Origin of the sequence: Streptomyces sp. NPDC086023 (assembly GCF_044540325.1) — a bacterium.
GTDB lineage: Bacteria > Actinomycetota > Actinomycetes > Streptomycetales > Streptomycetaceae > Streptomyces.
The window spans coordinates 478,754-505,753 of record NZ_JBITRX010000001.1 but is presented as its reverse complement, the minus strand read 5'-3'; the positions used below and the strand labels follow the sequence as shown (position 1 = coordinate 505,753).

The following is a 27,000-nucleotide window of genomic DNA, read 5'->3' as shown; positions in this document are numbered from 1 at the left end:
CGGGCCACGCCGGGCGCTGCGCGCCCGGCGTGCAGGATCAGACCGCCAGCGAGCGGTCCGTGGGCTTGACCGGGTACGGCAGGGTGCTGGAGCCCGTCAGGTAGCGGTCCACCCCGCGGGCCGCAGAGCGGCCCTCGGCGATGGCCCACACGATCAGGGACTGGCCGCGCCCGGCGTCGCCGGCGACGAAGACGCCGTCGACGTTGGTGGCGTACGCGGCGTCGCGGGCCACGTTGCCCCGCTCGTCCAGCTCCAGGCCGAACTGCTGCACCAGGCCGTTGGCCTGGTCGGTGCCGGTGAAGCCCATGGCCAGGGTGACGAGCTGGGCCGGGATCCGGCGCTCGGTGCCCGCGCGCTGGACCAGCTTGCCGTCCACGAAGTCGACCTCGACCAGGTGCAGGGCCTGGACGTTGCCGTCCTCGTCGCCCTCGAAGTGGGTGGTGGAAACGGAGTAGATCCGCTCGCCGCCCTCCTCGTGGGCCGAGGTGACCTTGTACAGCATCGGGAAGGTCGGCCAGGGCTGGGAGACCGCGTTCCGCTCCTCGTTGGGGCGCGGCATGATCTCCAGCTGGGTGACGGACAGGGCGCCCTGGCGGTGGGCGGTGCCCACGCAGTCGGCACCCGTGTCGCCGCCGCCGATCACGACCACGTGCTTGCCCTCGGCGGTGATGGGGGGCGCCATGAAGTCGCCCTCCTGCACCTTGTTCGCCAGCGGCAGGTACTCCATCGCGAAGTGGACGCCGTTCAGCTCGCGGCCCGGGACCGGGAGGTCGCGGGAGACGGTGGCGCCCGCCGCGACGACCACCGCGTCGAACCGCTTGCGCAGGTCGGTGGCCGTGATGTCGCGGCCGACCTCGATGCCGGTGCGGAACTTGGTGCCCTCCGCGCGCATCTGCTCGATGCGGCGGTTGATGTGCACCTTCTCCATCTTGAACTCGGGGATGCCGTAGCGGAGCAGGCCGCCGATGCGGTCCGCGCGCTCGTACACGACCACGGTGTGGCCGGCCCGGGTCAGCTGCTGGGCGGCGGCCAGACCGGCCGGGCCCGAGCCGATGACGGCGACGGTCTTGCCCGACAGGCGCTCGGGGGCCTGCGGGGTGACGTCCCCGTTGTCCCACGCCTTGTCGATGATCGAGACCTCGACGTTCTTGATGGTCACGGCCGGCTGGTTGATGCCGAGCACGCACGCCGACTCACACGGGGCCGGGCACAGGCGGCCCGTGAACTCCGGGAAGTTGTTCGTCGCGTGCAGCCGCTCCGACGCCGCCGACCAGTCCTCGCGGTAGGCGAAGTCGTTCCACTCGGGGATCAGGTTCCCCAGCGGACAGCCGTTGTGGCAGAACGGGATGCCGCAGTCCATGCAGCGGCCGGCCTGCTTGCTGATGATCGGCAGCAGGGAACCGGGGACGTAGACCTCGTTCCAGTCCTTGAGCCGCTCCTCGACCGGGCGGGAGCAGGCGGTCTGGCGCGTGGTGGTGAGGAAGCCCTTCGGGTCAGCCATGGGTCGCCGCCTCCATCATCTTCTCGGTGGTCTCGGACTCGGAGAGTCCGGCCCGCTCAGCGGCGTCCTTGGCGGCGAGCACTGCCTTGTACGTGGTCGGGATGATCTTGCTGAAGCGGTCCACCGCGACGGACCACTCGTCGAGGAGCCTGGCGGCCACGGTCGAGCCGGTCTCCTCGTGGTGGCGGCGCACCACGTCGTGCAGCCACTGCTTGTCGTCGTCGCCGAGGGCCTCGACGGCCTCCAGGTTGCCGACGTTGACGTTGTCGCGGTCCAGGTCGATGACGTACGCGACGCCGCCGGACATGCCGGCCGCGAAGTTGCGGCCCGTCTCGCCGAGGACCACCGCGCGGCCGCCGGTCATGTACTCGCAGCCGTGGTCGCCCACGCCCTCGGAGACCACCAGCGCGCCGGAGTTGCGGACGCAGAAGCGCTCGCCGGTGCGGCCGCGCAGGAACATCTCGCCGCCGGTCGCGCCGTAGCCGATGGTGTTGCCGGCGATGACGCTGTACTCGGCCAGGTGGTCGGCACCGCGGTCCGGGCGGACCACCACGCGGCCGCCGGAGAGGCCCTTGCCGACGTAGTCGTTGGCGTCGCCCTCCAGGCGGAGGGTGATGCCGCTCGGCAGGAAGGCGCCGAAGGACTGGCCGGCCGAACCCGTGAAGGTGAGGTCGATGGTGTCCTCGGGCAGGCCCGCGCCGCCGAACTTCTTGGTGACCTCGTGGCCGAGCATCGTGCCGACGGTGCGGTTGATGTTGCGGATCGCGACCTGGGCGCGGACCGGCTGGGCCTCCTCGGCGCTCGCCGCGTTCAGCGCGTCGGCCGCGAGCCTGATCAGCTCGTTGTCGAGGGCCTTCTCCAGGCCGTGGTCCTGCTCGACCAGGGCGTGGCGCACCGCGCCCTCGGGCAGCTCGGGCACGTGGAAGAGGGGTTCGAGGTCGAGGCCCTGCGCCTTCCAGTGGTGTACGGCGCGCGAGGTGTCCAGCAGCTCGGCGTGGCCGACGGCCTCCTCCAGCGTGCGGAAGCCCAGCTCGGCGAGCAGCTCCCGGACCTCCTCCGCGATGAACTCGAAGAAGTTCACGACGAACTCGGCCTTGCCGGAGAAGCGGTCGCGCAGCACCGGGTTCTGCGTGGCGATGCCGACCGGGCAGGTGTCCAGGTGGCAGACGCGCATCATGACGCAGCCGGAGACGACGAGCGGCGCGGTCGCGAAACCGAACTCCTCGGCGCCGAGCAGCGCGGCGATGACGACGTCGCGGCCGGTCTTGAGCTGGCCGTCGGTCTGGACGACGATCCGGTCGCGCAGACCGTTGAGCAGCAGGGTCTGCTGGGTCTCGGCGAGGCCGAGCTCCCAGGGGCCGCCCGCGTGCTTCAGCGAGGTCAGCGGGGAGGCGCCCGTACCGCCGTCGTGGCCGGAGATCAGGACCACGTCCGCGTGCGCCTTGGAGACGCCCGCGGCGACCGTGCCGACGCCGACCTCGGAGACGAGCTTCACGTGGATGCGCGCGGCCGGGTTGGCGTTCTTGAGGTCGTGGATCAGCTGCGCCAGGTCCTCGATGGAGTAGATGTCGTGGTGCGGCGGCGGGGAGATCAGGCCGACTCCCGGGGTCGAGTGCCGGGTCTTGGCCACCCACGGGTAGACCTTGTGGCCGGGCAGCTGGCCGCCCTCGCCGGGCTTGGCGCCCTGCGCCATCTTGATCTGGATGTCGTCCGCGTTGACCAGGTACTCGCTGGTGACGCCGAAGCGGCCGGAGGCGACCTGCTTGATCGACGAGCGGCGCGCCGGGTCGTACAGGCGCTCCGGGTCCTCGCCGCCCTCACCGGTGTTGGACTTGCCGCCCAGCTGGTTCATGGCGATGGCGAGGGTCTCGTGCGCCTCCTTGGAGATGGAGCCGTACGACATGGCTCCGGTGGAGAAGCGCTTGACGATCTCGGAGACCGGCTCGACCTCGTCGACGGAGATCGACGGGCGGTCGGACTTGAAGCCGAACAGGCCGCGGAGCGTCATCAGGCGCTCGGACTGCTCGTTCACCCGGTCCGTGTACTTCTTGAAGATGTCGTACCGGCGGTTGCGGGTGGCGTGCTGGAGGCGGAAGACCGTCTCCGGGTCGAACAGGTGCGGCTCGCCCTCGCGGCGCCACTGGTACTCGCCGCCGATCTCCAGCGCGCGGTGCGCCGGGGCGATGCCGGAGGCGGGGTACGCCTTGGCGTGGCGCGCGGCCACCTCCTTGGCGACGACCTCCAGGCCCGCGCCGCCGATCTTGGTGGCGGTGCCGTTGAAGTACTGCTCGACGAAGGCCTCGTCCAGGCCGACGGCCTCGAAGACCTGGGCGCCGCGGTAGGAGGCGACGGTCGAGATGCCCATCTTGGACATGACCTTCAGGACGCCCTTGCCGAGGGCGTAGATCAGGTTCTTGATGGCCTGCTCGGGCTCGATGCCCTCGATGAACGTGCCGGCGCGCAGCAGGTCCTCGACCGACTCCATGGCCAGGTACGGGTTGACCGCGGCGGCGCCGTAGCCGATGAGCAGCGCGACGTGGTGCACCTCGCGGACGTCGCCGGCCTCGATCAGCAGGCCCACCTGCGTGCGCTGCTTGGTGCGGATGAGGTGGTGGTGCACGGCCGAGGTGAGCAGCAGCGACGGGATCGGCGCGTGCTCGGCGTCCGAGTGGCGGTCGGAGAGGACGATCAGGCGGGCGCCGCCCTCGATGGCCGCGTCGGCCTCGGCGCAGATGGCCTCCAGGCGGGCGGCCAGCGCGTCGCCGCCGCCGCCGACCCGGTACAGGCCGGAGAGCGTGACGGCCTTCAGGCCCGGCAGGTCGCCGTCGGCGTTGATGTGGATGAGCTTGGCCAGCTCGTCGTTGTCGATCACCGGGAACGGCAGGAGCACGTTCCGGCAGGTCGCCGCGGTCGGCTCCAGCAGGTTGGACTGCGGGCCGATGTGGGAGCGCAGCGAGGTGACGAGCTCCTCGCGGATCGCGTCCAGCGGCGGGTTGGTGACCTGCGCGAAGAGCTGGGTGAAGTAGTCGAAGAGCAGGCGCGGGCGCTCGGAGAGGGCCGCGATCGGGGAGTCCGTGCCCATGGAGCCGATCGGCTCGGCGCCGGTGCGGGCCATCGGCGCGAGCAGGACGCGGAGCTCCTCCTCGGTGTAGCCGAAGGTCTGCTGGCGGCGGGTGACCGAGGCGTGGGTGTGGACGATGTGCTCGCGCTCGGGGAGGTCCTCAAGCTCGATCTCGCCGGCCTCCAGCCACTCGGCGTACGGGGCCTCGGCCGCGAGGGCGGACTTGATCTCGTCGTCCTCGATGATCCGCTTGGCGGCGGTGTCGACGAGGAACATCTTGCCGGGCTGCAGGCGGCCCTTGCGGACGACCTTGGCCGGGTCGATGTCGAGGACGCCGACCTCGGAGGAGAGGACGACGAAGTCGTCGTCGGTGACCCAGTAGCGGCCGGGGCGCAGACCATTGCGGTCCAGGACCGCGCCGACCTGGGTGCCGTCGGTGAAGGTGACGCAGGCGGGGCCGTCCCAGGGCTCCATCATCGTGGAGTGGTACTGGTAGAAGGCCTTGCGGGCCGGGTCCATCGAGGTGTGGTTCTCCCACGCCTCGGGGATCATCATCAGCACCGCGTGGGGCAGCGAGCGGCCGCCGAGGTGGAGCAGCTCCAGCACCTCGTCGAAGGAGGCCGAGTCGGAGGCGTCCGGGGTGCAGACCGGGAAGATCCGCTCCAGGTTCGCGGAGCCGAAGAGGTCCGAGGCCAGCTGGGACTCGCGGGCGCGCATCCAGTTGCGGTTGCCCTTGACCGTGTTGATCTCGCCGTTGTGGGCGACGAAGCGGTACGGGTGGGCAAGCGGCCAGCTCGGGAAGGTGTTCGTCGAGAACCGCGAGTGCACCAGGGCGATCGCGGAGGCGAAGCGGCGGTCCGAGAGGTCCGGGAAGAAGGGCTCCAGCTGGCCGGTGGTCAGCATGCCCTTGTAGACGATGGTGCGGGCGGAGAGCGACGGGAAGTACGTGGCCGCCTCGCGCTCGGCGCGCTTGCGCAGCACGAACGCCTTGCGGTCCAGCTCCAGGCCGGCGGAAACACCGTCGGTGACGAAGAGCTGCGAGAACGCCGGCATGGTGGCGCGCGCCCCGTTGCCCAGCAGGTCGGGGGTGACCGGAACCTCGCGCCAGCCGAGGACCGTCAGGCCCTCCTCGGCGGCGATGGCCTCGATCTGCTCCACGGCGACGGCCTGTGCGGTGCCGTCGGCGGGGAGGAAGGCGATGCCGACGGCGTACCCGCCGGCCTCGGGGAGCTCGAATCCGGCGACCTCACGCAGGAAGGCGTCCGGCACCTGGGACAGGATGCCCGCGCCGTCACCGGAGTCCGGCTCGGAGCCGGTGGCGCCACGGTGCTCGAGGTTCCGCAGGACGGTCAGGGCCTGCTCGACGAGGGTGTGGCTGGCCTCTCCGGTGAGGTTCGCCACGAAACCGACGCCACAGGCGTCCTTCTCGTTGCGCGGGTCGTACATGCCCTGGGGGGCGGGGCGACCGTCCATCGGCGACCAGGCGGTGCTGCTGGGGCCGGTCGCGGAGTGCGTGGATGCGGAACGCATCGGCTCTCCCGTCGTCGTCGTGGCATTGGAACGTGCCGAGGGACGACGTTGGCCCTCTGCGAAATTTCGTGCAGGTTACATGATGACTGCAATCCCGCGAACCGGATATCGCATTCCAGCATGCGGACACTGCGCGAGGCAGAAAGGAGGGACCTCCGCGGACGGATTGAGGGTTCAAAGGCCCGGCGACGAGGTCCTGGGGACGCGAGGCGGGCACCCTTGCCCGCGCGCCTTCGTCTCATGCCCGGCGGTCACACCGATGAAACCGCCGCTACACAAACACGAGAGACTACTTATGTTGCGTACCGCATAGTGTCTCACTTCCGTACCGGGGAACCTAGAGCGGCCGGGGCCGCCCGGGCGGGGCGTGCGTCACACTGTGCCTCCGTTTCCCGCCGTCGGCCACAGCGGTACGGAGTCTTTTGCCCCGATTTTCCCAGTAGCGGGGGCACGCGGCGCGGGGAGCGGCGGGAGGCGGTCGGGGCGAGTCCTAGCCGACCGCGCCGCCGATCCAGGAGCCGAGCAGGAAGGTGAGGCCGGCGGCCGCGCCGCCCAGCAGCAGCTGCCGCAGACCGCTGTACCACCACGAGCGGGCGGTGACCCGGGAGACGACGGCGCCGCAGACGAACAGGCCGAGCAGCGCCAGCAGCACCGCGGGCCACAGAGCCGTCGCGCCGAGCAGGTAGGGAAGTACGGGGATCAGCGCGCCCAGCGCGAACGAGCCGAAGGACGACACCGCGGCGACCAGCGGCGAGGGCAGCTCGCCCGGGTCGATGCCCAGTTCCTCGCGGGCGTGGATCTCCAGCGCCTGCTCCGGGTCCCTGGAGAGCTGCATCGCGACCTCGCGGGCGAGGGCGGGCTCCACGCCGCGCGAGACGTACAGCGCGGCCAGCTCCTCCATCTCGTCGACGGGGTTCTTGCGCAACTCGCGCCGCTCGACGTCCAGTTCCGCCTGGACGAGCTCACGCTGCGAGGCGACCGAGGTGTACTCTCCGGCGGCCATCGAGAACGCGCCCGCTGCGAGGCCGGCCAGGCCGGTGATGACGATGGTGCCCGGGGCGACCGCGCCGCCGGCCACACCGGTCATCAGGGCGAGGTTGGAGACCAGGCCGTCCATCGCGCCGAAGACCGCGGGCCGCAGCCAGCCGCCGTTCACATCGCGGTGCGTGTGGTTGTCGCGGTGGGCCGTGTGAAGCGGTGCCTCGATGTCGATGATGGACATGTCCCCAGAAATCCCCTCGTGCGCGGCACGCGTGCCGGGCATGCGTGCATGACGTACAAGCGAAGGCCCGTAGGCGCTCCGCTTCCCCTGAACACCCTCGAAACTACGCACGATTCTTGGCGCCCGCCAGCAAGGAAGGCCGTACTTACCAGGGGTTTTGGGCCTCTGCCCGCCTTCGGGCAGGGGGTCGGCGACCGGGTGACGGTGGTGTTTCGCGACGCTCGGCGAACCCCCCGGCATGGCACAAATCCCCCAAGGGCACATCACAGTGCCCCACCAAGTGGAGAGGCGCGCCATGACGCAGATTGCATGCAATCCGCAGGTCCTCCTGGAACGGGCCAGGGGCGCTCTGATGGGCCTGGCGGTCGGCGACGCGCTCGGCGCCCCCGCGGAGAACATGAAGCCGTCGGAGATCCGGGCGCGTTGGGGCCGGATCGAGGGCTTCGTCTCGGACGACCCGGCGGGCACGGACGACACCGAGTACGCCATCTTCTCGGGGCTGTTGCTCGCCCGGCACGGGTCCGCGCTGACCGTCTCGCACGTCGAACGCGCCTGGCACCACTGGATCGCGGACCTGGACGAGGGGCCGTTCCGGGGGGCGGGCTTCTCGGAGCGCGGCACGCTGGAGAACCTCCGCAGGGGGCTGGCCGCGCCGATCTCGGCGCAGCACCGGCACGCCTGGTCGGACGGGCTGGCGATGCGGGCGGCGCCCTTCGGGGTGTTCGCGGCCGGCCGGCCCGCCGAGGCGGCCCGGCTGGTGGCCATCGACGGCACCGTCAGCCACGACGGGGAGGGCATCTACGGCGGCCAGGCGGTGGCCGCGGGGGTCGCGGCGGCGATGGCCGGCGGCAGCCCCGGCTCGATCGTGTCGGCGGCGCTGTCGGTGATCCCGTCCGACTCCTGGACGGCCCGCTCGCTGCGCCGGGCCGTGACCGCCGCGCCGCGCGGGGAGCGGGCGGTGCGGTCGGCCGTGGTGATCGGCGGCTACCCCTGGACGGACCTGGCGCCGGAGGCGGTGGGGCTGGCGTTCGGGGCCTTCGCCTCGGCCTCGGGGGACTTCACGGGGTCGGTGCTGACCGCCGTGAACATGGGCCGGGACGCCGACACCACGGCCGCGGTGGCGGGCGCGCTCGCGGGTGCCCTGTCGGGCGTCGGAGCCATCCCCGAGGCCTGGTCGTCGGCCATCGGCCCCGTACGCGGCAGCTGCCTCCCCTCGATGCGGGGCTACCACGTCCTGGACATCGCGGACCTCCTCACCCCCGAATGCGAGCCCCCCCGATGACCCCGCCGTACTCCCCCGACCCCCAGGGCCCCCACGACCCCGCCCCCGCGCTGCCGGGCGCGCCGGAGCGGGAGGACGCCGTGCCGGAGCGGCCCGTACCGGACGGCGCACCACCGGACGGCGCACGGCCTCACGGCGCGCCCTCGCCCGGCCACGACCTACCGTCTGCAGACTCCCCGGGTCCTCAGGGCCGCCGCGACCCGGCCCCCACCCCGGCGGACGACACCCCGCCCGCCGGTGGCGCAGGTGCCGGCACGGACACGGCGGCCGAGGCCGGTACCTGTCCGGACGCTCCGCCCGAGGGCGGCCGAGGCGCCCGGGCGAACACGGGCACGGCCCGGGGCCACACAGATGCCGGCACGGACACGACCACGTCCCCCGGCACCACCGGCGGGGAAACCCTCACCGCGGCCGGCACCGGTACCGGCACCCGCACGGTCGCGCGTCCCGGGAGCCCTCCCGGTACCGGTCCGGCAGCCGCGTCCGGCGCGGGGACGCGTGGGCTCGGCGGGTGGTCGGGGGGCCCCGGCCACCCGGGTGGGGCGGCGCCTTCGGGCGAGGCGGCGGGACGGCTCCGCTCCGCCGTGCGGATCCGCGCGCTCGGGTCGGCGGTCGATGCCCGGCCGGGTACGCCGGTCACAGCGGCCGCCCTTCACCCCGGCGCGGGAGCCCACGCCGGCAGCGAGGCGCCCGACCGGGCGGAAGGCGCGGAGGACGGCACGGTTCCGGCGGGCGCCCCCGGTGTGCGGACCGGCACGGCCCGGGCCCACCCGGCCGCCCCGGCCCCCCACCGTCCGGACGGGGAACGCGGTACGACCGGCACCCCCGCCCAAGTCCCCGCCCGGACGGAGCCCGGCATGCCCCGGGCCGGCACCCCCACCGGAACCCCCGCCCGCCCGGCGCCCGGTGCGGCCCGGACCGGCGCCCCCGTCCAAGCTCACCCCCGGTCGGGGGCCGCCACGGCCCGTACCGGCCATTCCGCCGAAGCACCCGCCCGGACGGCGGCCGGTACGGCCCCTGGCGGCACCGGCACCGGCACCGGCATCGACACCGGCACCCGCGCACCCGGCGGAGCCGGGTGGCGGATCGAGGGGTTGCTGCTCGGGCTCGCCGCCGGAGATGCCGCCGGGTGGCCCGCGGCCCGGCACCGGGCCAGCCGGATGCCCGAGTGGACCCGCCGCCTCACCCGCGAGCTCGACACGTTCGCCGAGCAGAACGCCACGACCACCCTCCCCGTCCCCATCGCCCTCAACCAGCCCCCCGAGCCGCTCCGCCTCGGCCCCTCCGACGACGCCGAATGGGCCGCGTTCGCCGCCGAGTCGGTGCTCACCGCGGCCGGCGTGCTGCTCAGCGACCTCAGCCGGTCGCGCCGGATGCGCGCCGCCATCGACCTCGCCTGGAACGCCCTCGCCTCCGAGGTCGCCGCCGCGGCGGAACGCGCCCCCGAGGTGGAGTCCGCCGTGCTCCCGCTGCGCGCGCGGATCTCCGTACGGGCCGGCCTCGGCAACCTCGCCACCGGCCTGCGGCCCCCCGCCACCGGCCACGACAACCCGCACTACTTCGACGACGCGGCCTGCGTACGGGCCGCCGTGCTGGCCGTCGTCCACCCCGGCGACCCCGAAGCGGCCGCGGACCTCGCCGAGTTCGACGCCCGCTACACCCAGGACGGCGACGGCGTGCACGGCGCCCGCGCGATGGCCGCCGCCATCGCCACCGCCCTCGCGGGCGAGGACGTCGACGCGGCCGTCGACGCCGCGCTCGCCCAGCTCCCCGCGGCCACCGAGATCGGCCGCAACGCCCGTCACGCCGTCAGGCTGGCCCGTACCTCCGAGGCCGGCAGCGGTGCGTTCGGGCTGGTCCCGACCCTGGAACACGAGATCGTCGACCACGTCTACAGCTACGGAATCGCCGCGGCCGAGACCGTGCCCGTGGCCCTCGCCCTCGCGACCGCCGCCCGCGGCCGGGTGACGGAGGCGGTGCCGGCCGCCGCCTGCCTCTCCCGCGTGGCCGACTCCGCGCCCGCCCTCGCGGGCGCCCTGACCGGCGCGCTCGGCGGTGGCGCGAGCCTGCCCGGCCCCTGGCGGGAGGCCTGCCGGACACTGTCCGGCTGCGCCCTGCCCCGGCTCGCCGGCACCGACCTGGTGGAACTCGCCGGGCTGCTCAGTCGCACGGAACTGACCTCACCCAAGGGATGATTCGGGACATGACGCTCACTTTGGAAGACCGAGCAGCGGGGTGTCTCGTCGGGGCCGCCGTCGGCGACGCGCTCGGCGGCCCGGTGGAGGGCTGGACCCCCGAGCAGATCAGCGAACGGCACGGCGGCCGGATCCACGGCATCGTCGGCCCCTGGTACGAGGACTGGCGCACCGCCCGCCCCATCGCGCCCTACCACAAGGGCGACGGGCACGTCACCGACGACACCCTGATGACCCACGCGCTGGTACGGGTCTACGGGACGGTACGCGACCACCTGGACGCGTACGCGGTGGCCGACCACCTCGTCCCGGACCTCGTCTCGACGCCCCGCTGGATCCCGGAGCTTGAGGCGGAGGCGCTGCCGCTCCAGCGGATCTTCCTGGCGGAGAAGTGGCTGGTCGCGCGGCTGCACTACGGGCACGTGGACCCGCGGGAGGCCGGCAGCGGCAACATCGTCAACTGCGGTGCGGCGATGTACATGGCGCCGGTCGGCGTGGTCAACGCCGGGAACCCGGCCGGGGCGTACGCCGAGGCGCTGGACATCGCGGGTGCGCACCAGTCCTCGTACGGGCGGGAGGCGGCCGGGGTGTTCGCGGCGGCCGTGGCCGCCGCGTTCGTGCCGGGTGCGACGGTGGACTCGGTGGTCGGCGCGGCCCTCGGCCTCGCGAAGGACGGGACGCGGGCGGCGATCGAGGCGGTGACCGAAGTCGCGGGCCGGTACCGGGACTTCGAGTCGGCGCTCGCTCCGTTGCGGGCGGCGGTGGCGCCGTACGACTCGGTGGGCCCCGACTACCGCTCCCCCTCCCTCGCGGCGCGTCGGCCCTCGCGGCTGCACGCGATCGAGGAACTGCCGGTGGCGCTGGGGATGCTGGTCGTGGCGGACGGCGCGTACGAGCCGGCGGTGCTGGGGGCGGTCAACTACGGCCGGGACTGCGACTCGATCGCCACGATGGCGGGAGCCCTGGCGGGGGCGCTGCACGGGGAGGCGGGGGTACCGGAGGTGTGGGCGAAGCGGGTGGCGGAGGCCAGCCGGCTCGACCTGCACGGGCCGGCGGCGGTCATGGCGGCCGTGACGCGGGAGGTCTTCGCCCGCGACCGCGCCCGCCGCCGCGCCCACGAGTCCGCCTTCGCGACGCTGACGGCCCCCGCATGACGGGCCCCACCCCGCCCCCGGCCTCCCGGCACGCCCCGCCCCACCGGGAACCCCCGGCACGGCCGCCCACCGTGGACGCCGGAGCCGCACCGGACTCGGGGCGCGTCGCCGCCGCACCGTCCCGTCCGGTACGACCGGAGCCACCGGCACGCCCCACCGCCCCCGACCGGGCCGCTCCGGCGCCTCACGGGGCGGCTCGCGCTGCGGCGCCGGATGCGCCCGTACGATCCACCGGTCCCGGGGCCGGTGCGGACTCCGGGGCGTTGCTGCGGCTGACGTGGGCGCAGCCCGAGGATCTGGTCGGGCACGAGCTGCGGCTGGCGGAGGAGGACGGGCGGGACGCGGCCGCGGTGCGGGCGACGTGGCTCGCGGCGGGCGGGCACCTGGCACCGGAGCGGGCCGGGGCCTCGTCCGTACCGGCCCCCGCGCACCTGCGGGACCTCGCCGTCCGGCTGCTGGACGAGCTGGCCGCCCTCCCCTCCCCGCTCGCCGCGCACGAACCGGCGGTGTGGGACTGGCCCGCCCCCGAACCCGGCCCCGCGGCCCCCGGCACTCCGGCCCTCCCCTCCGCCCCTCCCTGGGCCGCGGCCGCCCGCCACCGGCACCACGCCGCACCGCCCGGGCCCTCCCCCTGCCAGGCCCCCGCCCCCGCGTCCCCGGCTCCCACGCCGCCCGGCCCGGCGTCCGGCACCCGGGCCCCCGCCCCACCGGCCGACGCCGCCCCCGGCGCCCTCGCCACCGCACCCCACGAGCCGACGTCGGGCACCCGGGCCCCGGTCCCGCCGGGGGCGCCCCTCAGCGCCGGAACCCAGACACGGCCGGCCCCGACCCCATACCGGCACGGCCACGGCCACGACCACCACGGCGTGGGCAGAGCCACCATGCGACCGGCACCGGACGCCGCGCCGGACGCGAGCTCCCGCGCCGGTACCGTCCGCGGCCACCCGCATACGGCCGGCCACCCCGCAGCACCGGCCCCGCCCGGCAGCCCCCGGCCCCCCGACGACGCCGGACCCACGTCCCCGAACGCGCCCCAGCGCCACGACCGCCCCGCCGCCCTTTCGCCGCAGCAGCACCCCACCCCGGGCGCCGGAACCCCGTACGACGGTCGCAGGGGCGAGCACGAGCGGCCCGGGAGGGCCGCGCCCCCAGCGGCCGCACCATCCCCGCCCGGGCAGCACGAGCCCCGGACGCCGGCGACCCCGCACGACCACCCCCGCGACCCGCACGAGCAGCCCCGGACGGCGGCCGAGCCGACGGCAGCCGGACCATCCCCGGCCGGAGCAGATCCGGCCGGAGCAACCCCCACCTCGGCAACTCCCCCCGGTGCACCCGGAGCACCCGGAGCACCCCCCGCCGGGCTGACCCTGCCCCCGCTCCAAGCCCGTCTGGAAGCGGCCTGGTTGGGGCGGGCCGTCGGGTGTCTGCTCGGGAAGCCCGTCGAGAAGCTGCCGCTCGACGGGATCCGCGCCCTGGCCCGCGCCGCAGGCAACTGGCCGCTGCGCGGCTGGTTCACCGCCGTCGGCGTGCCCCGGGAGCTGCTCGCGGCGCACCCGTGGAACCGCCGGTCCGCCGGCACTTCCCTCGCCGAGAACATCGACGGCATGCCCGAGGACGACGACCTCAACTACCCGCTCCTCAACCTCCTGCTCCTCCAGCGCCACGGCAAGGACTTCCGCACCGCCGACGTGGCCCGCGTCTGGCTCGACGAGCTGCCCGCCGGCCGGGCCTTCACCGCCGAGCGCGTCGCGTACCGCAACCTCCTCCTCGGCCTGGAACCACCGCTCACCGCCACCCGCCACAACCCGTTCCGCGAGTGGATCGGCGCCCTCATCCGTGCCGACGTGCACGGCTGGACCAACCCCGGCGACCCGGCCCGCGCCGCCTCGCAGGCGTACCGGGACGCGTGCCTCACGCACACCGCGAACGGCGTCTACGCTGCGGTGTTCGCCGCCGCCGCGCTGGCCGAGGCGGCCTCCGGCACCGCGACCGCGCACACCGCGCTCCGCACCGGGCTCGCCCACGTGCCGCCCCGCTCGCGGCTCGCCGCAGCCGTCCGCCTCGGGATCGACACCGCGGAACGGCACGACGCGTTCGACGACGTGGTGGACGTGCTGCACCGCCGGTTCGGGCACTACCACTGGGTGCACGCCATCCCGAACACCGCGCTGCTCGCCGCCGCCCTCACCCACTCCGACGGCGAGTTCTCCGGCGCCGTCTGCCGCGCGGTGTCCGGTGGCTGGGACACGGACTCGACCGGCGCCACCGCCGGTTCGCTGGCCGGACTGCTGGCCGGCGCCCCCGACCGCATCCCCGGCCACTGGACCGCACCCTTGAAGAACCGGCTCGCGACCAGCGTCACCGGTTTCGACGGCATCGGCTTCGACGCCCTCGCCGCCCTCACCGCCCAGGAGGCGACCCGCCCGTGAACCCCACCTCCCCGCCGCGCCCCCGCATCGCCGTGCTCGGCAGTACGAACATGGACCTGGTCGCCTACGTCGCCAAGGCCCCCCGCCTCGGGGAGACGGTGACCGGCCGTGAGTTCCGCACCGTGCCCGGCGGCAAGGGCGCCAACCAGGCCGTGGCCGCGGCGCGGGCCGGCGGCGCCGTGACGATGGTCGGGGCGGTCGGCGCCGACGGGTTCGGCGTACGGCTGCGGGCCACCCTGGCCGAGGCCGGCATCGACACGGCGGGGCTGCGCACGGTGGAGGGCCCCAGCGGCACGGCGCACATCACGGTGGACGACGAGGGCGGCAACGCCATCGTCGTGGTCCCCGGCGCCAACGGCACGGTCACCGGCCTGGAACCGGGCGACGAGGCCCGGATCGCGGGCGCGGGCGCCCTGCTGCTCCAGCTGGAACTGCCGCTGTCCGGGGTGCTGGCGGGGGCCCTCGCCGCCCGGGCGCACGGCGTCCGTACGGTGCTCACGCCCGCACCCGCCCAGCCGTTGCCGCCCGAACTCCTCGCCGCCACGGACCTGCTGGTGCCGAACGAGCACGAGGCGGCGGCACTCACCGGGCTCACCGACCCCCGGCAGGCGGCGGAGGCGCTGCTGCACGACGTGCCGGAGGTGGTGGTCACCCTGGGGGCGGCCGGATGCCTGTACGCGGCGCGGGGCGCGGAACCGTACGCGGTGCCGGCGCCGCGGGTGCGGGCCGTGGACACCACGGCGGCCGGCGACACGTTCGTCGGCGCGCTGGCGGTGGCGCTGGGCGAGGGGCGGACGGTACGCGAGGCCCTCGGCTGGGCCTCGGCGGCGGCGGCCCTCTCGGTGCAGCGGCCCGGCGCCTCCGCCTCGATGCCCCACCGCTCCGAGATCACCGCTCTCGCCGAAGAGCACCAGCCGCACACCTGATCACCGCGCACCACCGCAACCACCGCTCACGCCCCGGAGCACCACCCATGACGCAGAGCACCGCTCACTCCTCCGTCCCGGCCGACGAATCCGCCGCGGCCGACTCCCCCGCCGACGCCACGCTCACCGACTCCCCCTCCCCCGGCCCTCTCGCCGGCCTCCGCGTCCTCGACCTCGCGACCCTCTTCGCCGGCCCCCTCGCGGCCACCCTCCTCGGCGACTTCGGCGCCGAGGTCGTCAAGGTCGAGCACCCCACCCGCCCCGACCCCTCCCGCGGCCACGGCCCGGCCAAGGACGGCATCGGCCTCTGGTGGAAGCTGCTGGGCCGCAACAAGCGCACCATGACCCTCGACCTCTCCACCCACGGCGGCCGGGAGGTGCTGCTCCGCCTCGCCGCCACCTCCGACGTCCTGATCGAGAACTTCCGCCCCGGCACCCTGGAGAAGTGGGGCCTGGGCTGGCCGGAGCTGAGCGCCGTCAACCCCCGCCTGGTGCTGGCCCGGGTCACCGGCTTCGGCCAGTCCGGCCCGTACGCCCACCGCCCCGGCTTCGGCACCCTCGCCGAGGCGATGAGCGGCTTCGCCGCCATCACCGGCGAGCCCGACGGCCCGCCCACCCTGCCGCCCTTCGGTCTCGCCGACTCCATCGCCGCGCTGACCACCGCGTACGCCGTCATGACCGCGCTCGCCGCCCGCTCCTCCACCGGGCGCGGCCAAGTGGTCGACCTCGCGATCATCGAGCCGATCCTGACCGTCCTCGGCCCGCACCCGCTCTGGTACGACCAGCTCGGCTACGTCCAGCCCCGCACCGGCAACCGCTCCACCAACAACGCGCCGCGCAACACCTACCGCACCGCCGACGGCCGCTGGCTCGCGGTCTCCACCTCGGCCCAGTCCGTCGCCGAGCGCGTGATGCGCCTGGTGGGCCGCCCCGACCTGATCGCCATGCCCTGGTTCGCCACCGGTACCGGCCGGGCCCGGCACGCCGACGAACTCGACGAGGCGGTGGGCGGCTGGATCTCACGCCACAAGGCGGACGAGGTGGTGGCCGCCTTCGAGGAGGCCCAGGCGGCGGTGGCGCCCGTGTACGACGTACGGGACGTGATGGCCGACCCCCAGTACGCCGCCCTCGACACCGTCACCGAGGTCGAGGACCCGGAACTGGGCCCGATCCGGATGCAGAACGTGCTGTTCCGGCTCTCCGAGACCCCCGGCGGCATCCGCTGGGCCGGCCGCCCGCACGGCGCCGACACCGACGAGGTGCTGGCGGGCCTCGGCCTCCCGGCGGCCGAGATCGCCCGGCTGCGCGCGGCGGGGGCATTGTGACCCTGCCGCTGACCTGGCTCTACGTACCCGGCGACCGGCCCGAGGTGGTCGGCAAGGCGCTCGTCTCCGGAGCGGACGTGGTGATCGTGGACCTGGAGGACGCGGTGGCCCCCGACCGCAAGCAGTACGCCCGCGACGCGACCGCGGATCTGCTCGCCGGCCGCCCGCCCGTCCCCGTACACGTCCGCGTGAACGTCCTCGGGTCCCCCTGGCTCGACGCGGACCTGCGCGCGCTGGCGCAGGTCCGGGGCCTGTCCGCGCTCCGCCTGCCCAAGATCACCGACCCGGCCCAGGTCACCGCGGTGGCGGAGCGCACCGGCGGCACGGCGCTGTACGCGCTGCTGGAGTCGGCACTCGGGGTCGAGCAGGCGTACGCGATCGCCCGAGCGCACCCGGCCCTGCGCGGGCTGGCGCTGGGCGAGGCGGACCTGCGGGCCGACCTGAACGTCACGGCGGAGGAGGGCCTGGACTGGCCGCGCTCCCGGGTGGTCGTGGCCTCCCGGGCGGCCGGCCTGCCCCCGCCGCCGCAGTCGGTGTACCCGGACGTGCGGGACCTCGACGGTCTGGCCGCGTCCTGCGCCCGGGGCCGCGCCCTGGGCTTCCTGGGGCGTACGGCGATCCACCCGCGCCAGCTGCCGGTGATCGTGCGGGCCTACCTGCCGACCCCGGAGGAGGTCGACGCCGCCCGCGCCGTGATCGGCGCGGCGGACACCGCCCCGGGGGCGACCGCCCTCCCGGACGGCCGCTTCGTGGACCCGGCGGTGGTGGCGGGCGCCCGCCGCGTCCTGGCCCTGGCGGACCGCGCCCCGGGCTGACCCCGCCCCAGGCCGACCCCGCCCCGCCCTGGCCCTCCCCCGCCCTGACCGGACGGCGTCCGACCCGACACCGGGCAGCGAACCCGCGGCACCTCGGCTCCGCACCGGGCGGCCGGGCGGCGGACCCGGCCACGGGACCCGGCCGCCCGCCGCCCGCCGCCCGCCGCCCGCCGCCCGCCGCCCGCCGCCGCAAAATCGGATGCCCGGCACCCGGCCCCGGTGGCACGCTGGGCGGATGCCTGGACAGCGCAAGCGAAAACGGTCCCGTGAGCGGGAGTTCCGGCGGGCGGAGGCGGCCCGTGCCACCGGCCGCTGGGAGCGGGTGTTCCACGCCGCCAGCGCCGCCGAGTGCAGGCAGTACGCGATCCGGCTGGTCGAGGAGCGCCCCGAGCTGGCCGACCCCGCCCTGCTGCGCTACGACATGTTCTGCGGCCGTCTGGAACACCCCACGACCTACGCCCTGAGCGTCTTCGTCCCCGACTCGCCGGCCGTCCCGGACAGCCCGGCCAGCCCGGAGAGCCCGGCCGGGCTGGCCGGCCCGGCCTCCTGATCCGGCCCGGAACGCCGCAGGCCCGCCACGGGGGCGGGCCTGCGGGGTGAGCCGGGAGGGCTCAGAGCTTCTTGGTGTCCGGAACGGTCGCCCCGGCCGGAGTCTTGCCGTCGTCCGCCGCGTCGGACGCGTCGTCCGCACCGGCACCGGCACCGGCCGCCGCGTCCTCCGGCGTGGTGTCCGCCGGGCCGTCGCCGTCGGCGTCCGCCGCCGGGGACGAGTCCCCGGCGTCGCCGTCCGGGGCAGCCTCCGCGGCCGCACCGTCCCCGGCCGCTCCGGCAGCGTCCTTGCCGTCGCCGTCCTCGCCGGCACGGTCACCGTCACCGTCCGCACCGGCCCCTGCGGCAGCCGCCGCCTTGCGGGCCCTGCCCGGGCGGATCTCCGGCTCCACGACCTCTTCGCGCCCCGGACGCAGCCGCGCCGAGACCACGAAGTAGACGACGGCCAGCAGGCCCACGACGATCGCGGTCCACACGTTCAGGCGCAGGCCCAGCACGTGGTGCGCCTCGTCGACGCGCATGTACTCGATCCAGCCCCGGCCCGCGCAGTAGGCGGCGACGTACAGGGCGAAGGCCCGGCCGTGGCCCAGCGTGAAGCGCCGGTCGGCCCAGATCACCAGCAGCGCGACGCCGACGCACCACAGCGACTCGTACAGGAAGGTCGGGTGGTAGGTGCCCGCGACGCGGTTGGGGCCCTCGCTGATCTCCAGCGCCCAGGGCAGGTCGGTGGCCCGGCCGTACAGCTCCTGGTTGAACCAGTTGCCCCACCGGCCGATGGCCTGCGCCAGCGCGATGCCGGGCGCGAGGGCGTCCGCCCAGGCCGGCAGCGGGATGCCGCGGCGGCGGCAGCCGATCCAGGCACCGACCGCGCCGAGCGCGATGGCGCCCCAGATGCCGAGACCGCCTTCCCAGATCTTGAAGGCGTCGACCCAGTTCTCACCCTCGCCGAAGTACAGCTGGTAGTCGGTGATCACGTGGTACAGACGTCCGCCGACCAGGCCGAACGGCACGGCCCAGACGGCGATGTCCGCGACCGTGCCCGGCTTGCCGCCGCGCGCGATCCAGCGCCTGTTGCCGAGCCAGACGGCGACGAAGACGCCGAGGATGATGCAGAACGCGTAGCCGCGCAGCGGGACCGGTCCGAGATGGATCACGCCGGTCGACGGGCTGGGGATGAAGGCAAGAGTCATGGCAGGTCCGACGCTACCTTGCCGGGCGGTACCCAAGGCAACCGCCCGGCAGGGTCAGACGCAAAACCGTCACACACTCGCCGCCCAAACCGGGCGGGATCATCCCTGGGGGTTCGCCTCGACCGCCTTCTGGAGCTTCTGCGGGGTCAGCGGGTTGGACTGGTCGGCGAAGATGTCCTTGCCGTTCAGCTGGATGGTGGGGGTGCCGCGGAAGTTCCCCGCCTTGAAGGCGGCGTACGACTTGTCGACCCAGCTGTTGTGGGTGCCGTCCGCCACGCACTTCCGGAACTCCGGCGTGTCCAGTCCCGGCACCTTGGCCGCCAGCTCCAGCAGCTTCTCGTCCTTGCCGTACGCGTCGTCCGGCTCCGGCGGCTGGTTGACGAAGAGCACGTCGTGGTACGCGGAGAACTTGCCCGCGTCCTGCGCGCAGGCCGCCGCGTTGGCCGCCTTGAGCGAGCCGCTGCCCCCCATGTTGGAGTCGATCAGCGTCACCAGGCGGTACTCGACCTTGAGCTTGCCCTTGGCCTCCAGCTCGTGGATGGTCGCGCGGTAGTTGTCCTCGAAGGACTTGCACGCGGGGCAGCGGAAGTCCTCCCACACGACGAGGGTGGACTTGGCGCCGTCCTTGCCGGTCTGGATGGCCAGGGCGTCCTTGCCGACCGCGCCCGAGGGGGCGACCACCGGGCCCGCGGTGTCCTTGCCGCCCTTGCCGGCGTTGGCGGCGATCACGCCGATCACCGCCGCCAGGCCGAGCACGCCGAGGACGGCTCCGGCCACCACGAGGGTGCGCCTGCGCTTGTCCTTCGCCTTCTGCCGCTCGCGCTCCTGCGCCAGTCGCTCCCTGGCAGATCGTTTCGCTTCCGAGTTCTCGCTCACGCCCAGCGAAACGAACCGGGGAGGCACACGCGTGCCTCCCCGGTCCGGATTCCACCCGTACGGACTACAGCACCCCGCGGGGTGCCGCCTCGGTTCCGAGGACTAGCCCCGGCGGACGCCCTCGGCCAGCTCGCCGGCCAGCGCGCGCACCGACGCCAGGCCCGCGGCCAGGTCGGGGGCGTCGAGCAGCCGCTGCACGAAGGCCGATCCGACGATCACGCCGTCCGCGAAGGCCGCGACCTCCTTGGCCTGCGCGGCGTTGGAGACGCCCAGGCCCACGCAGACCGGGGTGTCCGTGGTCGCGCGGGTACGGCGCACCAGGTCCTGGGCCTCGGCGCCGACGGACTCGCGGGTGCCGGTGACGCCCATCAGCGAGGCGGCGTACACGAAGCCGGTGCCGGCGGCCGTGATGGTGGCCAGGCGCTCGTCCTTGCTGCTCGGCGCGACGACGAAGACGGTCGCGAGACCGTGCTTCTCCGCGTGCTCGCGCCACAGGGCGGACTCCTGGACCGGCAGGTCGGGCAGGATGCAGCCGGCGCCGCCCGCGGCGGCCAGCTCGGCGGTGAAGCGCTCCACGCCGTAGCGGTCGATGGGGTTCCAGTACGTCATGACCAGGACGGGCGCCCCGGTGGCCTCGTGGGCCTCCTTGACCGTCCGGAACACGTCGGCGATCTTGACGCCGCCGCGCAGCGCGATGTCGTCTGCGGTCTGGATCACCGGGCCGTCGAGGACCGGGTCGGAGTGGGGCAGGCCGACCTCGACGACGTCCGCGCCGCCCGCGATCGCGGCCTTGACGGCCTCGATGCCGCCGTCCACGGTCGGGAAGCCGGCCGGGAGGTAGGCGATGAGGGCGGCCCGGTTCTCGGACTTGGCCTTGGCGAGCGTGTCGCTCAGCAGCTCGATACGCCCGGTCTTCTCGGTGGCGCTCACTTGGTCTCCCCCTCGGCGTTCGCGTCGTCGTACAGGCCGAAGTAGCGGGCGGCCGTGTCCATGTCCTTGTCACCGCGGCCGGACAGGTTGACCACGATCAGGCCGTCCTTGCCCAGCTCCCTGCCCAGCTCCAGGGCTCCGGCGAGGGCGTGCGCGCTCTCGATGGCCGGGATGATGCCCTCGGTGCGCGACAGCAGGCGCAGGGCCTGCATGGCGGCGTCGTCGGTGACGGCGCGGTACTCGCCGCGGCCGATGTCCTTGAGGTAGGCGTGCTCGGGGCCGATGCCGGGGTAGTCCAGGCCGGCGGAGATCGAGTAGGGCTCGGTGATCTGGCCCTCCTCGTCCTGGAGCACGTACGAGCGGGAGCCGTGCAGGATGCCGGGCTCGCCGGCGGTGAGGGTGGCCGCGTGCTCGCCGGTCTCGACGCCGTGGCCGGCGGGCTCGAAGCCGACCAGCCGGACGTCCGCGTCCGGGACGAAGGCGTGGAAGAGGCCGATGGCGTTGGAGCCGCCGCCGACGCAGGCCGCGACGGCGTCGGGCAGGCGTCCGGCGCGCTCCAGGATCTGGCGGCGGGCCTCGACGCCGATGACCCGGTGGAAGTCGCGGACCATGGCGGGGAAGGGGTGCGGGCCGGCGACCGTGCCGAAGAGGTAGTGGGTGCGGTCGACGTTGGCGACCCAGTCGCGGAACGCCTCGTTGATCGCGTCCTTGAGGGTGCGCGAGCCGGACTTCACGGCGATGACCTCGGCGCCGAGCATGCGCATGCGGGCGACGTTCAGCGCCTGGCGCCGGGTGTCGACCTCGCCCATGTAGATGACGCATTCGAGGCCGAAGAGGGCGCAGGCGGTGGCGGTGGCGACGCCGTGCTGGCCGGCGCCGGTCTCCGCGATGACGCGGGTCTTGCCCATGCGCTTGGTGAGGAGGGCCTGGCCCAGCACGTTGTTGATCTTGTGTGAGCCGGTGTGGTTGAGGTCCTCGCGCTTGAGGAAGATGCGGGCGCCGCCCGCGTGCTCGGCGAACCGGGGCACCTCGGTGAGGGCGCTCGGACGACCGGTGTAGTTGACCATCAGGTCGTTGAGTTCGGCGGCGAAGGCGGGGTCGTTCTTGGCCTTCTCGTACTCGACCGCGACCTCGTCGACGGCGGCGACCAGGGCCTCGGGGATGAACTTGCCGCCGAAGTCTCCGAAGTAGCCCTCGGAGTTGGGGACTTGACCCTGGTGGTCGGGGATGAAGAACTCGCTGGACATGCCAGTACCTCTCGGGAGCGACGGGTGTCTGTCACCGTATGCGCCGTACGCCGCGGGGCGGCGGTGCCGCGAGGAGGCGGGCGGTGGCCCGGCGGCCGTCCGGGTGGCGGGGCTCCGCCGGTTCCGGGCCGTGGGGCACGTACGCCGGTTTTCCGGAACGCCGGTACGGGCCGCTTCGGGCGGACCGCCGGTTCCGGGACGCAGGTGTACGGGCCCGCGGGAGCCGACCGGGTGGCGGACGCCTCCCGGCGCACCGGAACGCCGCCGGCCCGGGACGCCCACGGCGGTGGCCGGTCCCGGCGGCGGTGCGCGGCGTCAGCGGCCCCGGCAGGGGCCGCGGGACGCTGCCCGGTGCCTTCCTCTGTGGCTACAGCGCGGCGCCGGCACGCCATCGCATGCCGTTGACCTGCCCGGGCTCCGAACCGAGGATGTAGCGGACCCGGCGGCCGAGCACGCGGCGGGCCGGCGCCCGGCAGCCGCGCGGCTTGCAGCCGCGGGCCAGCGGCGCGTGCGGGTCACGCGCCACGCCCTCCGCGCGCAGCCCCGCCAGCCCCGAGCCGAGACGGCTGGGGCGCGGGCGCGGGGCGCGGCGGGCGGTGGTCATGGCGGGGCCGTCAGCTCCGGCCGTGCCGCAGGGCGGGGTGCGCGCCGGCGGCGACGAGGTCGGCGACGGCGGCGCGGGGGTCGCGGCCGGTGACGAGGGACTCGCCCACGAGCACGGCGTCGGCGCCCTCGTTGGCGTACGCGATGAGGTCGTGGGGGCCGCGGATGCCCGACTCGGCCACCTTCACGATGCCGGCGGGGATCTCGGGCACGACGCGCTCGAAGGTGGAGCGGTCGACCTCCAGGGTCTTCAGGTTGCGCGCGTTGACGCCGATGATCTTGGCGCCGGCGGCCACCGCCCGCTCGACCTCCTCCTCGTCGTGGACCTCGACGAGCGGGGTGAGCCCGATGGACTCGGCACGCTCGATGAGGGAGACGAGGGCCTCCTGCTCCAGGGCCGCGACGATCAGCAGGGCCAGGTCGGCGCCGTAGGCGCGGGCCTCCCACAGCTGGTACGCGGTGACGATGAAGTCCTTGCGGAGGATCGGGATGTCCACGCGGGCGCGGACGGCCTCAAGGTCGGCCAGGGAGCCGCCGAAGCGCCGCTGCTCGGTGAGCACGGAGATGACGGCCGCACCGCCCGCCTCGTAGTCGGCCGCCAGACCCGCCGGGTCGGCGATCGCGGCCAGGGCGCCCTTGGACGGGCTGGACCGCTTGACCTCGCAGATCACCTTGACGCCTTCGCCCCGCAGGGCCGCGACGCCGTCCTTGGCCTGGGGCGCCTTGGCGGCACGCTCCTTGAGCTCGTCGAGGCTCACGCGGGCCTGCCGTTCGGCAAGGTCTTCGCGGACCCCTTCGATGATCTCGTCGAGCACACTCACGCGAGCGGCCCCCTTCCGGGTCGGTGACGATCGATGGTCGGTCTGTTCAAGGTCAGCAATGCCATGCTAGCCCGCCGGGGGCCACACCTCCGCACGCCGTCCGGCCAGTCCCACCACCTGGACATCCGGAGGCAAGGGTTCATGGGGCGAGCGCGGATCCGACGGGCAGGTTCCGGACAACCGAGAAGGCCAGCGCCGCGGCCCCCAGCAGCCACCACCAGGCCGGTTTCAGGGCGATGCGCGGGGCCGGCCGGCCCTGACCGGCGCGAACCAGCCACACGGCCGTGAAGGCCGCGAAGGCCAGGTAGCCGAGAACGGCCATGGCGTTCGCCCCGAATGCGGTCACCAGATCGCCGTGAGCGAACGCGTGGGCGCTGCGCAGTCCGCCGCATCCGGGGCACAGCACGCCGGTCAGCCGCAGCAGCGGGCAGAGCGGGTAGTGGCCGGGTTCGTTCGGGTCGACGGAGCCGACGTACGCGAAGGCGCCGACGACCCCCGCGAGGGTGACGAGGGGTACCGCCAGCCGGCGGGCGCGGGAGTCCCGTACGGCGGTCCGGGCATCCCCCCGCAGGTCCTGCCGGTCGGCGGGCGGGGCCGGGGCCGCGGCGTCGGCGGCGGGCAGGGGCGGGGTGCGAGAGGCGTCCACCCGGTGATTCTCGCCTCTCACGCCGGAAGGCGCAGCCCGAGGGGGCCGCGCCTTCAGGAAGTGCCGGAGTGTCCCGGGGAGGGCCGCCCGGACGGGCGGGGCCCCGGACCCGCTCAGACCTCGGAGCGGGCCTGCGCGAGGGACGCGGCGGGCTTCTTCATGCCCATGCCCGCGGCCTTCATCGCCATGCCGACGACACCGCCCAGCACGACGACGGCCATGCCGGCCCAGAACCCGACCGGGTTGGCCAGCACCATGAAGGCTCCCGCGATGCAGAAACCGATGAAGGCGATGGTGACACCGGTCCAGGCGGCCGGGGTGTGTCCGTGGCTGCTGCCCGCCATGAGTTTGCTCCTCGTTGCTCTGTCGAACGTGCTGAGTCGAACGCTCGGATGCCATTGTCCCGCACGGCCCGGGCGGCGTTGCGCCGGGGTGGCCGGGGGGATCGCGGGGTTGACCCGGCGGGTCAGTTGCCGCCGGTGGGGTCCTCGCCGCGGTCCAGGGCCTTCCACAGGTCCTCCGGCCGGTCCGGGTCCACCGCGGCCGGGGCCTTGCGCGGCCGGGGCGATCCGTCGCGCTCGTAGCGGCCGGACATGGCGGGCCAGCTCTTCCCGTACCGCAGGGCCAGCAGCCCGGCGACGAGGATGAGGGCGGCGCCCGCGGCCGTGACGTAGGGCCAGGCGGTGTGGGTCAGCCCGGCGACGGTGGCCGCGGTGTCGGCGGTGGTACGGGCGGCCTGGTCGTCCAGCGCCGCCCGGTCGGAGGCGCCGAGCACGGCCGCGACGGCGGCACCGGCGCCGGACAGCGCGAGGAGGCCCGCCACCAGGACCCGGCCGGCGCCCCGTACCGCGAACACGGCGACGAGGGCGGCGAGGCCGACGATGGCGAGGGCCGCGGGGACGCCGGTGACCGCGCGGCCGTCCGCCGTCAGAGGAAGCGTTCCTCCTCCGATGGCGGCGGTGCCACGCGCCCAGGTCCTGCCGGAGGCGAGGAGGACGACGGTCGCGCCGAGCGCGCCGAGCAGCAGGGCCGCGGCGACGCTGCGGCGGCCGGCCGGGGCGGCACTGCGGGGGGCGGTTCGGGGGTGGGGTACGGCACTCACGTACTCCACTATCCCCTACCGCCCCCGGAGCATCCCTACCGGCTCTTGAGACGTACGGCACGCTTTGCCACCGGCGCGGCTCCGGTACGGGCCGCGGGCGCGCCCTACTCCAGGTAGAGGCGGTTGGCGGCGCCGACCGCGCGCAGCACGGCGGCGGCCTTGTTGCGGCACTCGGTGTCCTCGGCGACCGGGTTCGAGTCGGCCACCACGCCCGCGCCCGCCTGGACGTACGCGGTGCCGTCGCGCAGCAGGGCGGTGCGGATGGCGATGGCGGTGTCGGAGTCGCCGGCGAAGTCGAGGTAGCCGACGCAGCCGCCGTACAGCCCGCGGCGGCTGGGCTCCAGCTCCTCGATGATCTGCATGGCGCGGGGCTTGGGCGCCCCCGAGAGGGTGCCGGCCGGGAAGCAGGCGGTGAGCACGTCGAAGGCCGTCCTGCCGGCGGCGACCCGGCCGGTGACGGTCGAGACGATGTGCATCACGTGCGAGTAGCGCTCGATCGACATGAAGTCGACCACCTCGACGGAGCCCGGCTCGCAGACCCGGCCCAGGTCGTTGCGGCCGAGGTCGACGAGCATCAGGTGCTCGGCGCGCTCCTTGGGGTCGGCGAGCAGCTCCTCGGCGAGGGCCTGGTCCTCCTGCGGGGTGGCGCCGCGGTGCCGGGTGCCGGCGATGGGGTGCACCATCGCCTGCCCGTCCTCGACCTTCACCAGCGCCTCGGGGCTGGAGCCGACGACGTCGAAGCCGTCGAACCGGAAGAGGTACATGTACGGGGACGGGTTCGTGGCCCGGAGCACGCGGTAGACGTCGAGCGCGGAGGCGTGGCAGGGGGTCTCGAACCGCTGGGAGGGCACCACCTGGAAGGCCTCGCCGGCCCGGATGCGCTCCTTGATGTCCTCGACGGCGTCCTGGTAGGCCTCGCCGCCCCAGAGGGCGTCGAAGGGCGGCAGCTGGGACTCCGGGAGGGCGGCCGGGGTGTACGGGGCGGGGCGGGCGAGGTCCGCCTCCATGGCATCGAGGCGGGCGACGGCGTCGGCGTAGGCCTCGTCGACGCCGGTGTCGAGGTCGTTGTGGTTGATCGCGTTGGCGATCAGCAGGACCGTGCCGTCCCAGTGGTCGAGGACCGCGAGGTCGGAGGTGAGCAGCATGGTGAGCTCGGGCAGCCGGAGGTCGTCCTGCCCGTGGTCGCCGATGCGCTCCAGGCGCCGGACGATGTCGTAGCCGAGGTACCCGACCATGCCGCCGGTGAAGGGCGGCAGCCCCTGCGCGAGGTCGCGGGGGGTGTGCAGGGTCTCGATGGTCTTGCGCAGGGCTTCCAGCGGGTCGCCCGAGGTGGGGACGCCGACGGGGGCGGTGCCGGTCCAGTGGGCCTGGCCGTCGCGGGCGCTGAGGGTCGCGGAGCTGCGGACGCCGATGAAGGAGTACCGGGACCAGGAGCGGCCGTTCTCGGCGGACTCCAGGAGGAAGGTGCCGGTGCGTTCGGCGGCGAGCTTTCGGTACAGCGCGACGGGGGTGTCGCCGTCGACGAGCAGCTTGCGGGTGACGGGCAGGACACGGCGGTCGCCCGCCAGCTTGCGGAACGTCTCAAGATCCATGGCG

21 protein-coding genes are annotated in these 27,000 nt (G+C 74.5%); 8 read left to right on the top strand and 13 right to left on the bottom strand.

Annotation, left to right across the window (positions count from 1 at the left end):
• Positions 1–37: 37 nt before the first annotated feature.
• The 3 genes from ACIF6F_RS02265 to ACIF6F_RS02255 form a co-directional block, all read right to left on the bottom strand.
• On the bottom strand, positions 38–1,501 hold the full coding sequence (locus tag ACIF6F_RS02265) for a glutamate synthase subunit beta (RefSeq protein ID WP_399939954.1): 1,464 nt from the start codon (positions 1,499–1,501) through the stop codon (positions 38–40).
• Entirely contained in the window at positions 1,494–6,035 is a 4,542-nt protein-coding gene (gltB, locus tag ACIF6F_RS02260) for a glutamate synthase large subunit (RefSeq protein ID WP_399940542.1), read from the bottom strand. Before gltB ends, ACIF6F_RS02265 begins: the two co-directional genes overlap by 8 nt.
• A gap of 547 nt (positions 6,036–6,582) precedes the next feature.
• Positions 6,583–7,314, bottom strand: a complete 732-nt coding sequence (locus tag ACIF6F_RS02255) for a VIT1/CCC1 transporter family protein (protein ID WP_399939952.1) — start codon at positions 7,312–7,314, stop codon at positions 6,583–6,585.
• 295 nt (positions 7,315–7,609) lie between these two features.
• On the opposite strand from ACIF6F_RS02255, the gene ACIF6F_RS02250 reads away from it, so the two are divergent.
• The 8 genes from ACIF6F_RS02250 (at position 7,610) to ACIF6F_RS02215 (ending at position 17,990) form a co-directional block, all read left to right on the top strand.
• Positions 7,610–8,596 (top strand): ADP-ribosylglycohydrolase family protein, encoded by a 987-nt coding sequence (locus ACIF6F_RS02250; protein WP_399939949.1) that lies wholly within the window; start codon positions 7,610–7,612, stop codon positions 8,594–8,596.
• Between the two features lie 857 nt (positions 8,597–9,453).
• The gene (locus ACIF6F_RS02245) at positions 9,454–10,791 is read left to right on the top strand and encodes an ADP-ribosylglycohydrolase family protein (RefSeq protein WP_399939946.1); all 1,338 of its coding nucleotides are present in this window, start codon (positions 9,454–9,456) and stop codon (positions 10,789–10,791) included.
• An 8-nt stretch (positions 10,792–10,799) separates the two neighbouring features.
• Positions 10,800–11,945 carry an ADP-ribosylglycohydrolase family protein gene (locus tag ACIF6F_RS02240; RefSeq protein WP_399939944.1) on the top strand — a complete coding sequence of 382 codons (1,146 nt, stop codon included), beginning with the start codon at positions 10,800–10,802 and terminating at the stop codon, positions 11,943–11,945.
• A gap of 881 nt (positions 11,946–12,826) precedes the next feature.
• The gene (locus ACIF6F_RS02235; RefSeq protein WP_399940539.1) at positions 12,827–14,374 is read left to right on the top strand and encodes an ADP-ribosylglycohydrolase family protein; all 1,548 of its coding nucleotides are present in this window, start codon (positions 12,827–12,829) and stop codon (positions 14,372–14,374) included.
• A 50-nt stretch (positions 14,375–14,424) separates the two neighbouring features.
• Entirely contained in the window at positions 14,425–15,300 is an 876-nt protein-coding gene (locus ACIF6F_RS02230; protein ID WP_399940537.1) for a ribokinase, read from the top strand.
• A 47-nt stretch (positions 15,301–15,347) separates the two neighbouring features.
• On the top strand, positions 15,348–16,625 hold the full coding sequence (locus ACIF6F_RS02225) for a CaiB/BaiF CoA transferase family protein (RefSeq protein ID WP_399939941.1): 1,278 nt from the start codon (positions 15,348–15,350) through the stop codon (positions 16,623–16,625).
• Complete coding sequence (locus ACIF6F_RS02220) at positions 16,619–17,440, top strand: HpcH/HpaI aldolase/citrate lyase family protein (RefSeq protein WP_399940534.1); 822 nt, start codon at positions 16,619–16,621, stop codon at positions 17,438–17,440. Before ACIF6F_RS02225 ends, ACIF6F_RS02220 begins: the two co-directional genes overlap by 7 nt.
• Positions 17,441–17,675: 235 nt before the next feature.
• Entirely contained in the window at positions 17,676–17,990 is a 315-nt protein-coding gene (locus ACIF6F_RS02215) for a hypothetical protein (protein ID WP_399939940.1), read from the top strand.
• Positions 17,991–18,051: 61 nt separating this feature from the next.
• On the opposite strand, the gene lgt is transcribed toward ACIF6F_RS02215, so the two are convergent.
• The 10 genes from lgt to ACIF6F_RS02165 all read right to left on the bottom strand — a co-directional run bounded on the left by lgt (position 18,052) and on the right by ACIF6F_RS02165 (position 26,996).
• The gene (gene lgt / locus ACIF6F_RS02210) at positions 18,052–19,179 is read right to left on the bottom strand and encodes a prolipoprotein diacylglyceryl transferase (protein WP_399939937.1); all 1,128 of its coding nucleotides are present in this window, start codon (positions 19,177–19,179) and stop codon (positions 18,052–18,054) included.
• A 99-nt stretch (positions 19,180–19,278) separates the two neighbouring features.
• A complete protein-coding gene (locus ACIF6F_RS02205) occupies positions 19,279–20,055 on the bottom strand; it encodes a DsbA family protein (RefSeq protein ID WP_399939934.1) in 777 nt (258 codons plus the stop codon).
• A gap of 102 nt (positions 20,056–20,157) precedes the next feature.
• The gene (gene trpA, locus ACIF6F_RS02200) at positions 20,158–20,985 is read right to left on the bottom strand and encodes a tryptophan synthase subunit alpha (RefSeq protein WP_399939931.1); all 828 of its coding nucleotides are present in this window, start codon (positions 20,983–20,985) and stop codon (positions 20,158–20,160) included.
• Positions 20,982–22,232, bottom strand: a complete 1,251-nt coding sequence (gene trpB / locus ACIF6F_RS02195) for a tryptophan synthase subunit beta (protein ID WP_399939928.1) — start codon at positions 22,230–22,232, stop codon at positions 20,982–20,984. Before trpB ends, trpA begins: the two co-directional genes overlap by 4 nt.
• Positions 22,233–22,599: 367 nt before the next feature.
• Positions 22,600–22,836, bottom strand: a complete 237-nt coding sequence (trpM, locus tag ACIF6F_RS02190) for a tryptophan biosynthesis modulator TrpM (RefSeq protein ID WP_399939925.1) — start codon at positions 22,834–22,836, stop codon at positions 22,600–22,602.
• A gap of 10 nt (positions 22,837–22,846) precedes the next feature.
• Positions 22,847–23,656 carry an indole-3-glycerol phosphate synthase TrpC gene (gene trpC / locus ACIF6F_RS02185; protein ID WP_399939923.1) on the bottom strand — a complete coding sequence of 270 codons (810 nt, stop codon included), beginning with the start codon at positions 23,654–23,656 and terminating at the stop codon, positions 22,847–22,849.
• Positions 23,657–23,795: 139 nt separating this feature from the next.
• A complete protein-coding gene (locus ACIF6F_RS02180) occupies positions 23,796–24,302 on the bottom strand; it encodes a DUF2752 domain-containing protein (RefSeq protein ID WP_399939920.1) in 507 nt (168 codons plus the stop codon).
• A gap of 113 nt (positions 24,303–24,415) precedes the next feature.
• Complete coding sequence (locus tag ACIF6F_RS02175; RefSeq protein ID WP_399939917.1) at positions 24,416–24,646, bottom strand: HGxxPAAW family protein; 231 nt, start codon at positions 24,644–24,646, stop codon at positions 24,416–24,418.
• Between the two features lie 122 nt (positions 24,647–24,768).
• Positions 24,769–25,413, bottom strand: coding sequence for a TIGR02234 family membrane protein (locus ACIF6F_RS02170; RefSeq protein WP_399939914.1), 645 nt, complete (start codon positions 25,411–25,413; stop codon positions 24,769–24,771).
• A gap of 95 nt (positions 25,414–25,508) precedes the next feature.
• Positions 25,509–26,996 (bottom strand): anthranilate synthase component I, encoded by a 1,488-nt coding sequence (locus ACIF6F_RS02165; RefSeq protein ID WP_399939911.1) that lies wholly within the window; start codon positions 26,994–26,996, stop codon positions 25,509–25,511.
• Between the last annotated feature and the right edge of the window lie 4 nt (positions 26,997–27,000).